Annotated in this window: 18 protein-coding genes; 3 read left to right on the forward strand and 15 right to left on the reverse strand. The window is 36.3% G+C overall.

Annotated elements, in window-relative coordinates; genetic code table 11:
• Positions 1-160 precede the first annotated feature (160 nt).
• The 3 genes from DM800_RS07760 to scpA all read right to left on the reverse strand — a co-directional run bounded on the left by DM800_RS07760 (position 161) and on the right by scpA (position 2616).
• The gene (locus tag DM800_RS07760) at positions 161-1063 is read right to left on the reverse strand and encodes a ComEC/Rec2 family competence protein (protein ID WP_001257286.1); all 903 of its coding nucleotides are present in this window, start codon (positions 1061-1063) and stop codon (positions 161-163) included.
• Positions 1064-1141: 78 nt separating this feature from the next.
• Complete coding sequence (gene scpB, locus DM800_RS07765) at positions 1142-1714, reverse strand: segregation/condensation protein ScpB (protein ID WP_000375162.1); 573 nt, start codon at positions 1712-1714, stop codon at positions 1142-1144.
• A gap of 158 nt (positions 1715-1872) precedes the next feature.
• The gene (gene scpA / locus DM800_RS07775) at positions 1873-2616 is read right to left on the reverse strand and encodes a segregation/condensation protein A (RefSeq protein ID WP_001199757.1); all 744 of its coding nucleotides are present in this window, start codon (positions 2614-2616) and stop codon (positions 1873-1875) included.
• 169 nt (positions 2617-2785) lie between these two features.
• On the opposite strand from scpA, the gene DM800_RS07780 reads away from it, so the two are divergent.
• Positions 2786-2881 carry a YjcZ family sporulation protein gene (locus DM800_RS07780; RefSeq protein ID WP_000510194.1) on the forward strand — a complete coding sequence of 32 codons (96 nt, stop codon included), beginning with the start codon at positions 2786-2788 and terminating at the stop codon, positions 2879-2881.
• Positions 2882-2978: 97 nt separating this feature from the next.
• Positions 2979-3497 carry a DUF309 domain-containing protein gene (locus DM800_RS07785; protein WP_088064344.1) on the forward strand — a complete coding sequence of 173 codons (519 nt, stop codon included), beginning with the start codon at positions 2979-2981 and terminating at the stop codon, positions 3495-3497.
• 20 nt (positions 3498-3517) lie between these two features.
• Here the strand turns inward: DM800_RS07785 and ribT are convergent, their stop codons facing one another.
• Together ribT and DM800_RS07800 are read right to left on the reverse strand one after the other, a co-directional pair.
• On the reverse strand, positions 3518-3886 hold the full coding sequence (ribT, locus tag DM800_RS07790; protein WP_000908397.1) for a GNAT family N-acetyltransferase RibT: 369 nt from the start codon (positions 3884-3886) through the stop codon (positions 3518-3520).
• A gap of 468 nt (positions 3887-4354) precedes the next feature.
• Positions 4355-4792, reverse strand: a complete 438-nt coding sequence (locus DM800_RS07800; protein WP_000853789.1) for a peptidylprolyl isomerase — start codon at positions 4790-4792, stop codon at positions 4355-4357.
• A gap of 187 nt (positions 4793-4979) precedes the next feature.
• Between DM800_RS07800 and DM800_RS07805 the strand changes: the two genes are divergently transcribed.
• A complete protein-coding gene (locus DM800_RS07805) occupies positions 4980-5846 on the forward strand; it encodes a DUF1002 domain-containing protein (RefSeq protein WP_000850509.1) in 867 nt (288 codons plus the stop codon).
• Positions 5847-5877: 31 nt separating this feature from the next.
• Here DM800_RS07805 and DM800_RS07810 read toward each other — a convergent pair whose 3' ends face one another.
• From DM800_RS07810 to DM800_RS07855, 10 genes are all read right to left on the reverse strand, one after another.
• Positions 5878-6681 (reverse strand): Cof-type HAD-IIB family hydrolase, encoded by an 804-nt coding sequence (locus DM800_RS07810; RefSeq protein WP_147786678.1) that lies wholly within the window; start codon positions 6679-6681, stop codon positions 5878-5880.
• Positions 6682-6777: 96 nt separating this feature from the next.
• The gene (gene spoVAF, locus DM800_RS07815) at positions 6778-8250 is read right to left on the reverse strand and encodes a spore germination protein SpoVAF (RefSeq protein WP_147786679.1); all 1473 of its coding nucleotides are present in this window, start codon (positions 8248-8250) and stop codon (positions 6778-6780) included.
• Positions 8237-8806 carry a stage V sporulation protein SpoVABEA gene (gene spoVAEA / locus DM800_RS07820; RefSeq protein ID WP_001254416.1) on the reverse strand — a complete coding sequence of 190 codons (570 nt, stop codon included), beginning with the start codon at positions 8804-8806 and terminating at the stop codon, positions 8237-8239. The genes spoVAF and spoVAEA overlap by 14 nt, the downstream gene beginning before the upstream one ends.
• A 5-nt stretch (positions 8807-8811) precedes the next feature.
• Positions 8812-9162: a stage V sporulation protein AE gene (gene spoVAE / locus DM800_RS07825; protein WP_000345909.1), complete on the reverse strand. Its 351-nt coding sequence runs from the start codon at positions 9160-9162 to the stop codon at positions 8812-8814.
• Positions 9163-9165: 3 nt separating this feature from the next.
• Entirely contained in the window at positions 9166-10182 is a 1017-nt protein-coding gene (gene spoVAD / locus DM800_RS07830; RefSeq protein WP_147786680.1) for a stage V sporulation protein AD, read from the reverse strand.
• 13 nt (positions 10183-10195) lie between these two features.
• On the reverse strand, positions 10196-10654 hold the full coding sequence (spoVAC, locus tag DM800_RS07835) for a stage V sporulation protein AC (RefSeq protein ID WP_000147730.1): 459 nt from the start codon (positions 10652-10654) through the stop codon (positions 10196-10198).
• Between the two features lie 14 nt (positions 10655-10668).
• Positions 10669-11085, reverse strand: coding sequence for a stage V sporulation protein SpoVAB (gene spoVAB, locus DM800_RS07840; RefSeq protein ID WP_000572948.1), 417 nt, complete (start codon positions 11083-11085; stop codon positions 10669-10671).
• Entirely contained in the window at positions 11078-11698 is a 621-nt protein-coding gene (gene spoVAA, locus DM800_RS07845) for a stage V sporulation protein SpoVAA (protein ID WP_098857181.1), read from the reverse strand. Before spoVAA ends, spoVAB begins: the two co-directional genes overlap by 8 nt.
• 116 nt (positions 11699-11814) lie before the next feature.
• Positions 11815-11913 carry a methionine/alanine import family NSS transporter small subunit gene (locus DM800_RS07850; RefSeq protein WP_000016829.1) on the reverse strand — a complete coding sequence of 33 codons (99 nt, stop codon included), beginning with the start codon at positions 11911-11913 and terminating at the stop codon, positions 11815-11817.
• Positions 11913-13439 (reverse strand): sodium-dependent transporter, encoded by a 1527-nt coding sequence (locus tag DM800_RS07855; RefSeq protein WP_147786681.1) that lies wholly within the window; start codon positions 13437-13439, stop codon positions 11913-11915. The genes DM800_RS07850 and DM800_RS07855 overlap by 1 nt, the downstream gene beginning before the upstream one ends.
• Positions 13440-13453 lie beyond the last annotated feature (14 nt).

A 13453-nucleotide genomic window follows, 5' to 3' on the forward strand; every position in this document is an offset into this window, starting at 1 on the left:
ATTCGCCTAATTCCATCTTAATATATGCACGAGTAGTTGTCTAGACATTCGAATGAAATTTCCTCTTTGTTTAACAAAAAGGAAACTTAGTACGTCTCTTGCAATTATAATATATGTTATTCAGTTTTCCAAAAAGGGAGAATATCCCCTATCATATTACTCACTTAAGTAATGGCATTAATCCACTAGAGCCTATTGTAATATGCTCGCCGTCTGTTTCCATTTCTACTGTACGTTTATTTGTTCCATATATCATTATACCATGCTGTTTTAAGCGTCTCACTACACTTTGATGCGGATGTCCATATGGATTTCTGCTTCCATATGAAAGAATCGCAAACTGTGGTTCTACTTTTTTTATAAACATTTCACTTGTTGAAGTATAAGAGCCATGATGTCCCACCTTTAACACATCTGCATGTACATCAAATTGCTTTAATATTTCAGTTTCCGTCCGCACATCAGCATCACCCATTAGTAAAAAATCCGCTTTTCCGTATCGTACCTTCAACACAATCGAAGATTCATTATTTTCATCTTTTGATTTCCCATTGTTTAATACTTGTATGGAAACATGCGGATCTAGCGGTATGTATTGTCCCTCTTTTACTGAAACGAAAGGAATTCCTCTTTTTTTAATATGATTCCGGTATGTGTGATACGTAAAAGAACTATATGTTTTTCCACTATCTAATATAAGCGATACCGGCATTTGCTCTACAATCGGAATAAGTCCTCCAATGTGATCCATATCAGGATGCGTACTGACGATAGCATCTAAATGGTTAATCCCTTTTTCGATTAGTTTTTGAATGATAACCTCTCCGGCTTCATAAGGTCCCCCGTCAATTAACATCGTTTGTCCATTTGGCAATGTAATAAGTGTCGCATCACCTTGTCCAACTTTTAAAAAACTCACTTTCATTTTACCAAAATGTTGCCGCTGCATATGTAAAGGAGACGCGGTATGAATAGACATCATATATCTTTTAGCCGATGCACTATTTAAAGAAAAGCATAACAAAACAGAAACTAACAATAAAATACCTCGCATACTTCTCATAACTCGTCTCCTTTTTTCAATTAGTATGGCACGGTATATAATTGATATACAAAAAAAGCTTAGCAAAATGCTAAGCTTTTATTTCGATATCTCCTGTAAAGAACCAAAGAATAAATCTGCTTCATTCATTTGTTCATTCTCTTCAGAAAGTGCCGGTAAATCATCTAATGTTTTCAATCCAAATGTATCCAAAAATTCTTTCGTTGTTCCATATAAAATAGGACGCCCTGGCCCTTCTGCTCTTCCCATTTCTTTTATAAGTAAGTGTGAAACTAACGTTTGTAACGCCTTATCGGTTTTCACCCCTCTAATCTCTTCCATTTCAGTCCTTGTAATAGGTTGACGATATGCCACAATCGCTAACGTTTCTAAAGCAGCCTGAGAAAGTGAAGCAGCTGTTGGGATATCTATTAATTTTTGATAGTACGAAGCATGTTCTTTCTTTGTAGCAAAACGATATACTTTTGCATACTGTACAATTTGCAAACCGCGGTGTGCACCTTCACATTCTTTTTGCATTTCTTCTAAAATATCGATTACTTCATTTCCTTCAATCTCAAGCACTTTCGCTATTTGTTCTGGATAAATCCCTTCATCACCAGAAACAAATAAAAGCCCTTCAATGATTGATTTCTGTTCTTTTCTATCCATTTTACGAGCTCCTTCCTCCAATTTTCTCCATAAAAATACACATCAAAAAACCGAATCACAATCAATGCGTTCGGTTCAATATTTTTTCTCTTGTTCCAAACGATACATTCAAACCTAGCATGAGATATATTATTCCCATCCCATTTTCCATACTAAATCTATGCAGATTTAGTAGAGCTTGATACGAAAATTTCATCAAAATTATGTTCTTGTTCAATTATGATTTGTTGATTTTTCATAAGCTCAAGAACCGCTAAAAATGTTACAACCATTATTTCCCGTTCATCATCAACAAACAAATCATAAAAACTTTGACGACCACCTTGTATTTCTAACTGTTTTAAAATATCAATCATGCGCTTTTCAATTGGTATTTCTTGACGAGTAATACGTGTTGTTACAGGTTTCTTTGCTTTTTTACGGCGCATTAATTTTTGAAATGCCGCTAGCATATCATATAACGTAACATCAAGAGGCAAGTTTGTCTCCTCTTCTTGTTGTAACGATGTAAAATCAATTGGCGGACGTGTATATAGCTGTGCTCTTTCTTGTTCTCTTTCTTTTAGCTCAGTAGCAACTTGCTTATATTTCTTATATTCAATTAACCTCTCCATCAATTCTTGACGAGGATCATCTATAAAGTCATCACCGTTATCAAGTACATCTTCTTCATGTTTCGGCAACAACATTTTACTTTTAATTTGTAATAAAGTCGCAGCCATTACTAAATACTCACTTGCAACATCTAATTGTAGTTCTTTCATCGTATGAACATAAGATAAATATTGCTCTGTAATTTCCGCTACAGGAATATTATATATGTCAATTTCATAACGATGTATTAAATGTAACAATAAATCTAAAGGCCCTTCAAAAGCCTCTACTTTAAAATTATACTGCACAAAGCATCCCACCACATTTTTTCTATAACAACATAAGTATAGAGCATACTCATGTTCTATCCAACCTTTTTAAGAAATTTAATTAAAAATAGACCTATGCCTATATCATCATGCCCACCGCTTCATATGATAACAGTGTAGTAAGAACAATGTAGGAGGTCAAAAAACTATGGGTCACGTTGATTGCGGTTTTAGCGGTGGGTTCGCATTACTTGTTGTATTGTTTATTTTACTAATTATTGTAGGGGCAGCTTGCTTCTGCTAATATGAACAATAACGACTAGGGACAATTCCCTAGTCGTTTATTGTTTATATTTCTATGATACACTTGTATTTATAACCGTTAAACAGGGGTGAAGAAAATGTATCCTACCGAATACATACAATTTTTAATTCATTTTCACGGAGATTATGATTATTTTGAATGCCACGAAACACTGGAAGAATATTGGAAAACAAAACCGAGAGGAAATCGTGATAATTATTTAGTCGGTCTTATTCAAATTGCAGTTTCTTTATACCATCAAAGACGCTCTAACTGGAATGGCTCAGAAAAGATGATGAAAAGCGCCATAACGATTTTAGAAAAAAACAGTGCACCTTTACTACGTTTAGGAATAAATCAGACACAACTTCTATGCTTACTCCAGGATAGATTGCAATCTATACAGAAAGAAGAGAGTTTTACACCGTTATTTTTACCGTTATCGGATACAGCATTAGAAAAGCACTGCATGGAATTATGTCAGAAACAAAACCTTCCTTGGAAAGACGTGAATGCTACTTCTAATGAATATATAATACATAAGCACACATTACGTGATCGAACAGAGGTCATCGCTGAACGAAACGAACAATTACAAAAAAGAAAGCAGAGATAATAAACCACTTATCTCTGCTTTTACGAATGTATATTTTGTTCTAGCCCTTTACACTTTTTGCAAAAACTTGCTGTTTGCTCATTTCCGCAAATTGTAAACTCAAGAAATTTACTCTTTAACTCTTGAACCATCTTCGTTCCAATACCCATATGACGATGAGACGGGTTCACACTCAAATGCTGAATTTCCAACACTTGATTCTCTTTTTTTACAATCCCCATTATCCCAACAAAATCTTCGTTTTGTTTCCACAAATACAATTGCCAATCATCCTTTGCTTCATAATCTTTCATAGTCAATTGTAATGTTTTCACATCTTTTTCAGTTGGCATAAATGAAAGAAGCCCCATTGCAATCTTTTCATAACTTTTTTTAAAACGAATTAACATAACCCTTATCCCTTCTTACAAAAGTTACAAACTATTAATCCCCTCAACCACTCTTTTCATATCACATTCATTTTACAATATTTTCAACAGAGTGAGAAGGGCCTAAAACAACTTGATAATCATACAAAGCGAAAAGAAGAAAGTCAAATATATGTTTCAGTACTATTTTTTCTAAGTAGATTAACAAAGAAACGCTGTTATATGAAAGTAAAAAGAAACATCCACCGCTCATTACCACTCCAATATTCATCACCTGAGAGCAAATGAATTCTAGCAAAATTAATGTAATAAAAATATTTATTGAAACATGAAATCTAATGTATTCTATGTAATTTGTTAAAATTTTGTTCTTATAAGCGCCATATTTTCGCTACAATAACAGTACTACTTGTATCATGTACTGCAAACGAAATACCCATTCCTATTAAAAAACAAAAAAGAGAGCCATAGCTCTCTTTTCCCATTAACTTATTCTTCCCAAACTTTAACTTCTTTCATTACATCACCTTGACGCATGTTTAATACTGTTTCAATACCGCTTGTTGCTTTACCGAATACAGTATGTACACCATCTAAATGCGGTTGTGGCTCATGAACAACAAAGAATTGGCTACCGCCTGTATTACGGCCAGCATGAGCCATAGAAAGTGAACCTACAAGGTGTCTATGAGGATTTCCATCAGTTTCACATGGGATAGAGTAACCTGGGCCACCTGCACCTGTTCCTGTTGGATCTCCACCTTGGCTTACGAAGCCAGGAATAACGCGGTGGAATGTCACACCATCATAAAATCCTTGCTCTGCTAGTTTTTTAAAGTTTTCTACTGTTTTTGGTGCCTCTTCTGGGAAAAATTCTAACTCGATTTTTTCACCATTTTCCATTAATATGTATCCTAAAGTTTTCATACGTATATGTCTCCTTTCAACTATCTCAGCACTATATTACCACATTCATGACTAGAAACAAAAAGAATCCGACAATCTAGATACTTCTTTTTCGAAATGTGGAAAAAGCTAGGTGACAAATAAGAAATATATACTATAATAACTGTGTTGCCCGAAAATTTTAGAAAGAGAAAGGGAGCGATTTTTCGTGAAAACGAAATTACTAGCTCTGCTATTGGCTGTAACGGTATTTATGATGCCAACAGCTTCGTTTGCAGACATCATCGAAGGAGAATCAATTGTTACACTAGGAGAAAACTTGTCTGAACAACAAAAACAAGATCTGTTAAAAGAAATGAAAGCACCAAAAGATGCTACAATCATTACTGTGTCTAATGCGGAAGAACATAAATTTCTAGAAGGGATTGTTCCAAAAGCCCAAATTGGTACGAGAGCAATTTCCTCTTCTATGATTACATACACAAAGCCAGGTTCTGGTCTCATTGTACGTTCAAAAAACATTAATTCGATAACAGATGCAATGTACACAAACGCACTTATTACAGCAGGTGTGAAAGATGCAGAAATTCAAATTACTGCACCATTTAAAGTTTCAGGAACTGCTGCTTTAACCGGTTTAATGAAAGCCTATGAAACAACATCGAACAAAGCAATTCCTGAGGAAGTAAAAAAAGTAGCCAATGAAGAAATGGTGCAAACAGCCCAGCTCGGCGATAAAATTGGTGAAGAAAAAGCAGTTCAACTTGTTGCAAAAATTAAAGAAGAAATTGCCAAAGAACAGCCAAAAACGACTGAAGATTTACGTTCATTAATTAAAAAAATTGCGGATCAACTTGGTATTACATTAACGGATGAACAGTTAGATAACTTAGTTGCGCTATTTGATAAAATGAAAAATCTTAATATCGATTGGAATCAAGTTGGCAGTCAGTTAAATAAAGCAAAAGAACACGTTTCTGCCTTTTTAGGATCTGAAGAAGGGCAAGGTTTCCTAGATAAAGTTAAAGATTTCTTCTCAAGTATCATTGATTTTGTTAAATCGTTATTCAAGTAAAAAGAAGCTCGTCAGTGACGAGCTTCTTTTTTTATACAAGTAATGGCAATTTCATAACAGCTTCTTCGACCGAACGAACAATATGATTTGCCTTATTCTTCACATATGGATGAGCATGATGTAGAGTAAATGAATGCGGAGTTACTTCAAACATAGAAATATCATTGAAAGAATCTCCAATGCATGCAACTTCATTTGCTTCAATTTGTAAATGTTCCATTAGTCGCCTTAAAGCACTCCCTTTACTTACTCCCCTTGGCATAATGTCAACATAGCGTTTACCAGACATAAAAACTTCCGCTTCGCTCTGAAATGTATCTCGTAACTCTTGATCTAATGCTGCAATTGTCTCTTCTTCCCCAAAAACAAACAATTTCGCAGGATGTACAGTCTTACCAAATTCCTCTTCTAATGCTTCTATCTCAGCAATATACACGCCCATATACGTTTCAAAAGTATGATGATGTTCATTCTTTCTTTTTGTATACCGTTGCTCATTTGCACAAACAATATCTGCTAGTCCCTTTTTATGGATATATCGATATATTTCCTGGGCAATCCCATCTTCAAAACTTGATTCATGAAATATTTTTCCATCCGGCAGTAACATCGTTGCTCCATTTAAACTAGTTGTGTAATACGGGAATGCAAACCTATTTACGACTTCATCAATTCGATGAGTAAAGCGGCCAGAGGCAAAACAAATATTTGTCCCTTTTTCAGCTAACCAACAAAGTGCACGTTCATCTTCTTTTTGCATATGATTCACATTGTAAACGAGCGTATCATCTAAATCACTTACAAATAATTTAATCATGTCCTCTTCCCCTTCCATACACAATATCTACTCTAAGTGTACACAAAAAATGTTTGATTTTTGTTAAAAAACAATAAATTTTTGCTAAAAAAATAAACGGGTGTATAATCCCGTTTATTTTTGTCTGTTTACATTTTGAGGTCTTACAATACTTGGTCGTACTTTTAAACTAGACATCGTCGGGCGAAGTAAAATTTTTGTTAATGCACCCCAATCAAATGGTAAAAACGGCCATAAATAAGGCGTTTGTAAACTTTTTATAGACGTTAAAAATAAAATCAATATCGTCATACCAATTACAAATCCCATCTCATGGAAGAGACCTGTTAAAATAATAACAAACAATTTTCCAACTTTATTTCCTAATCCTAATTCATAACTCGGTGTTGCATATGCACCGATCATAGAAACTGCTACATACAAAATAACTTCTGGTACAAACAAACCTACATCGATTGCTATTTGACCAATTAATATGGCGGAAATTAACCCTGCAGCAGAAGATAACGGCGTTGGCGTATGAATGGCTGCCATCCTTAAAAACTCAAGTCCGATTTCGGCCATCAACACCTGTAATAGAATTGGTAAATGTGTCATCTTAGTCGGTCCAATGAAAGCAAGGTTTTCTGGTAAAAGAGTTGGATCAAATACAAACACTAACCAAAATGGTAGTAAAAATAAGGAGAATAAGACACCTAAAAAGCGTACCCAACGTAAAAATGTACCGACAGCTGGATTTTGTCTAAACTCTTCCGCATGCTGTAAATGGTGGAAATATGTTGTTGGAGTAATCATAGCACTCGGTGATGTATCAACTAGTACTAACACATGTCCTTCTAATAAATGATTCGCCGCTACATCCGGTCTTTCTGTATATCGAATAAGCGGGAATGGATTATAGCTTTGCTTTACAACAAATTCTTCCACTGTTTTATCCGCCATCGTAATTCCATCGACATCAATGTTATTTAATTCTTGCTTTATAATCTTTACTAAATCTGGATTTGCAACATCTTGAACATATGTAATACAAATATCAGTTTGGGATCTATCTCCTACTCGAATCATTTCATTTCGAAGACGTGGATCTCGAATTCTCCTACGAATTAACGCTGTATTTACAACGATATTTTCAACAAATCCATCCCTCGCACCGCGTACTACTTTTTCAGTATCAGGTTCTGTCGGTGTTCGTCCTGGATAGCTGCGAACATCTATTGCGAACGCTTCCGTTTCACCTTCCACAAATATAACAATAAGTCCTGATAATACTTGGAGCATTACCTCATCCATCGTTTTCACTTTGCTTACTTGTTGATGGATTAAACGATTCTCTAAAAGCTTCACTGTATCTTCTTCTACATCCCTTATCTCATTTGTATCGACCGCTTCTTCTAAAATAGGGATAATATAATTTGTATCACAAAGTCCGTTTACAAATAACACACCAATTTCTTTATTTAAAATTTGAAATTTACGAATGCCAACGTCGTATGTAACACCCAGTCCAGCTGTTTGCTTTAAGTAATTTTCATTATCACTTATGAAAGATGAAATAGGGATATCCACTTTTTTAGGCTTCGTCATAAAAACCACTCCTTTCCAAAATTAATTGAATCGCTTTTCTAGTAATAGGTGATCCTCTCTCCCATTCATCGTTTCCACACATCTTACCAATATCACCAACTCCCACAATGACAGGAACATTCAGATCATCTAAACAATAAATTGTATCTCCGCTAATTCTGCCAATTTCACCATCTGGAAGTCCAAATTTATCAACACCGTATTCGGTTAAATTCCCGTTTCGATCTACACTGACATCTACACGTGCCCATTCCCAATGATGTGTATTAGACGCTACTGCCAAAATCCCCAGTACATCAATTTGTTTATGTGTGGCTACATATTTTAAAGCCTTTTCACCAGATCCTTCTCCAATAAATCCACTGTCATCAAACATGACAAATACAGGGTCATATGGCGTTTGCATAATAAGCTCAACAACTTTCTTCCCTGTCAATTTGGTTGGATTACTTTGTGATGCTGAAATACACCTTCCCCCAAATTCCTTCGTTAAAAGCTCAATTGTTCGCTTTGCATATTCATCTCCATCTGTGACCAAAACAACCCTTCGTCTCATTTGATTTATCCTTTCGGTTTACATATAAGTGCTACAAAAAATGAAAATAATATCGCTGCAGAAATGCCTGCAGACGTTAAACTAAACATACCCATACCAATCCCAATATATCCGTGTTTTTCTGCCGCATGCATTGCCCCATGTAATAGTGAATGTCCAAAACTTGTAATAGGAACTGTCGCCCCAGCACCAGCAAACTTTATAAGCTTATCGTACAATCCGAATCCATCTAAAACTGCTCCTATAACTACAAAGGTAGCCATTAAATGGGCTGGTGTTAGCTTTGCGAAATCTAACAATACCTGTCCAATTACACAAATGGCGCCTCCTACAAGAAATGCATATATAAAATCCACAATTCACTCTCCCTTCACTCTCTCAAATACGACACCATGTGCAATTGTTGGAATGGTTTCTTTCTGCTGCATCATCATCGGACTTAATAATGCACCAGTAGCAACGACAAAAATTCGTTGTAAATTCCCTTTTTGCATCTCGCTTAATAAATGACCATATGTGACAACAGCTGAACAAGCACAACCACTACCACCGGCAAATACTTCTTCTTGACCGGGATCATAAATCATTAATCCGCAATCATTATATATATGCCCAAGATCATAACCTTCTTCCAGTAACAGTTGTTTTGCTATTGGTGTCCCAATAGCTGATAAATCACCGGTAACAATCAAATCATAATCTGCTGCACTTCTCTTCAAATCTTCAAAGTGTTGTTGAATTGTATGAGCAGCAGCAGGTGCCATCGCCGACCCCATATCTAAAGGATTCGCAATCCCTAAATCTTGCACTTTTCCAATCGTAGCTGCCGTAATTTTAATAGAACTTTTTTCTTTACTAATTAATATGGATCCCGCACCTGTAACAGTGGAATTTGCTGTTCCTGGTTTTTGTCCCCCATACTCTGTTGGATAACGGAACTGTCTTTCAGCCGTTGCATTATGACTACTTACCGTCGCTAAAACACGATTTGCGAATCCACCATCTATAAAGGCTGATCCAACCGCTAAAGTCTCCATCGAGGTTGCACAAGCGCTAAACATCCCTAAAAAGGGAATCCCCCACTTACGCGCAACATAATTTGCTGTCACTGTCTGATTTAATAAATCACCCGCTAAAAAGAAATCAATTTGTGATGTTTTTACATTTCCTTTTTGCAAGACTTGTTGAATTGAATCTGACATTAATCTTCGTTCAGCAAGTTCCCAGTTTTCCTCTCCGCAATGTAAATCATCATATGAAATATCAAAATCCTTCCCAAGAGGGCCCTCAGCTTCTTTTGGACCGACAGCAGTACCGGTTGCATTCACATAAATATCATTTTGAAATACCCACGTTTGTTTTCCGGTCAACCTCATACTAGCCCCTCCTTTAAGACATAAAAATGTTAAAAGTATATCTTATTAATCCAATAACGTATGCACCAACGACCCCAAAAACGATAACACTTCCCGCTAGCTTAAACATATTTGTAGCAACCCCAAGCACAATTCCTTCACTCTTATGTTCTAGCGCAGCGCTCGCCATAGAATTCGCAAATCCCGTAACAGGTACGGCCGATCCCGCTCCAGCAAATTGACCGATTTTATCATATACACCACAACCTGTTAAAATCGCCGATAATAATACAAGCGTTGCAACTGTCGGATTTCCTGCCTCTTGTTCACTGAAATGAAAATAATGTATATAAAATTTCATCAATACTTCTCCGACAGTACAAATGAATCCACCTACAAGAAATGCCTTGACACAATTTAGGAAATAGTTTGGTTTTGGATGGTACTCCTTCACTTTATTTATGTAATCATCCTTTAGTTTTCGCCCTGTCATTTATATACTGCCTCCTACTTTACGAAATAAATCCAGTGAAACAATGAGCCTATTACTTTGCCAAGTACAAGAGCAACGAGTAAAACAACGATTTTCCCTTCTACCCCTACTCGTTTCGCTAAAATAGGTAAAACATTTAACACTTCTGTTAATGCGGCTGCAAGCATTCCAATGAATGTGCCACAAAATATTCCTAATATAACAAGCCAATATTGCGACGTTTGAAATGTAATGTTTTTCAAACTACACCAAGCTCCTGTTAACGTACCTGCAATAACTGCCCACTCAAAATATTGAATGTGTTTTCCACTTCTCGTTAATTGAGCTAGACGGGGGATTATACCAAGTACAGCTAAAAATGCGACATATCCGCTACCCACTGCAATTCCTCCCGCTAAACCAATTAAAATAACAAGCCCAGACTCAATCATCGGCAAGTTGTTTCATATTGTCCTTGTTTTCATGAACAATTACATATTGGTCAAGTGACTGCTGATATTGGAACATCTCCACTTCTAACGGACTCGGCTCTTCATTAATTCGCTTTTGAAATACATGATTAAAAAATAAGACCATACCTAACCCAAGACCTACTGAATAAGGAATTTGAAATAGCAGTGGCTGTGCCTTAAATTCTCCCGTAATCATGTAATATAACCGCTGGTGCACTTGTTGCATGCTTACATCTTCATGGAAATAAATGATCGCAAGAGCCGCTCCAATAAAAAGTAACAACCATACAAGTCCGAAGAAAACCGGATGTACTTTCTTTTTTTCATATATAATTTCAACAAGAGTTTGTCCAGAACCGAGTAAATTAATTTGTATATGAGCCGCTTTTCGCCTAATAATCTCAATAATTTTCATAACATCAATTACAACATGCGTCTTATCATGCGCTGTTATTTTGTAAACTACCTCATCCTGTAACGACTCAACTACCACAGTATCTCCGGCAAGTTGAGCGACATCACGTAGTTTCACTTCATACGTAGGAGAAACTTTTAATCGATTACGCATTTTAATATAAATTGTTTTTTCCAATTTCTATTCACCTCTTCACTCTTCCTCGTAGTTGTAGTATGGTTATTGAATTTTTTTCTAATACAATTTTTTCATAAAAAAACATCTGTACCGTTTCGGTACAGATGTTTTTTAGTTTATGCCTTTTTCTTAAATAAATTTGCAATACTTAATGCGAGTCCTCCCCAAATGACTACCATACCAATCACCATCATCATAATCGCTGATCCGCTCATTATGAAACACCCCGATCTTTCCATTCTTTTTCAAGCTTAGCAGAATCTGAATGTATTTGTGCATTCCATTTCTTTATACTAATGATTAATGCAACGATAAGGAAAGCTGCTGCAATTGACCAACCATACGTTACGACAAACTCCGTTGGATAATCTCCGTAGTTCTTTTTAATATTTTGGATTGTCCCATCAATTAACATGTACCCTAACATAAGCGGGGTAATAACGAGTAAACTCACTCTCCAAAACGTCCCCAATTTAATATCAGATACGAAGTTTGCGTGATTTTGATAAACTGGTAAACGTCGTAGAATGAGCCCTATCGTAACTACTTCCGCTAATGCAATTGAAATTAATCCGAAGTTATTAGCGAAATAATCAACAACATCTAGGAACATAAGCCCGCCACGCGTTGCAAAAACAAGAGAAACTAGTACGAGAAGCGTCCCCATAATTCCAATTGTTTTTTGGCGGCTTAAGCTGAACTTTTCAGATACGGCAGCAAAACATACTTCCGCAAGCGAGATGAGAGATGTAATTCCGGCAACCGTTAATGATAAGAAAAATAATACGCCAAATAACGGTGACATCGGTAATTCATTAATAATTTGCGGGAATACTACGAATGCAAGTCCTACACCAGCACTTGCTACTTTATCAACTGGCACTCCCATATTGTTTGCCATAAATCCAAGAGCTGCAAAGACCCCAATCCCTGCTAATAATTCAAATCCTGAGTTTGCAAACCCAGTAATAAAGGCATTATTTGTTGTATCTGATTTTTTCGGTAAATAACTAGAATACGTAATCATAATTCCAAATGCTAAAGATAAGCTAAAGAAAATTTGACCATAAGCTGCAAGCCATACCTTTCCATCAAAAATACGACTCCAATCTGGTTTGAAGAATGCATCTAATCCTTGCATCGCACCTTCCATCGTCACTGCACGAACTACGATAATAAGGAACATAACAACTAGTAAAGGGATGAAAATGCGGTTAACCACTTCAATTCCTTTTTTAACTCCTTTGAATGCAACACCAAGCACAATAATCCAAACGAGAGCTAATGGAATTAATACTTCCGGTACGAGCCCTCCAAACTGTCCAGGCTTATCTGCAACATGCAAATACTCTTTAAATAAAAATGATTGCGTATCTTTCCCCCATGCTCCAGTAATTGCAAAGTACGTATACGAAATAGACCAAGCAATAATTACTGCATAATATGTTGAAACGATAAACGTTACACACATTTGCCACCATCCGATAAATTCAGCACGCGGACTAATACGGAAGAACGTAAGTGGCGCGGAACCACGGTGACGATGCCCAAGAGCAAATTCAAACGCCAATAATGAAATACCAGTCGTTAATAATGCGAATAAGTACGGTAAAAAGAATGCGCCTCCCCCATTTTCATACGCTGTATAAGGAAAACGCCATATGTTTCCTAATCCAACGGCAGAGCCGACCGCTGCGAAAATAAATCCAGCCCTCGTTCCCCATTGTTGCCTCGTTTCCATATTTTCTTCCCCCT

The sequence above is a fragment of the Bacillus sp. AY18-3 genome, from assembly GCF_008042305.1.
GTDB lineage: Bacteria > Bacillota > Bacilli > Bacillales > Bacillaceae_G > Bacillus_A > Bacillus_A wiedmannii.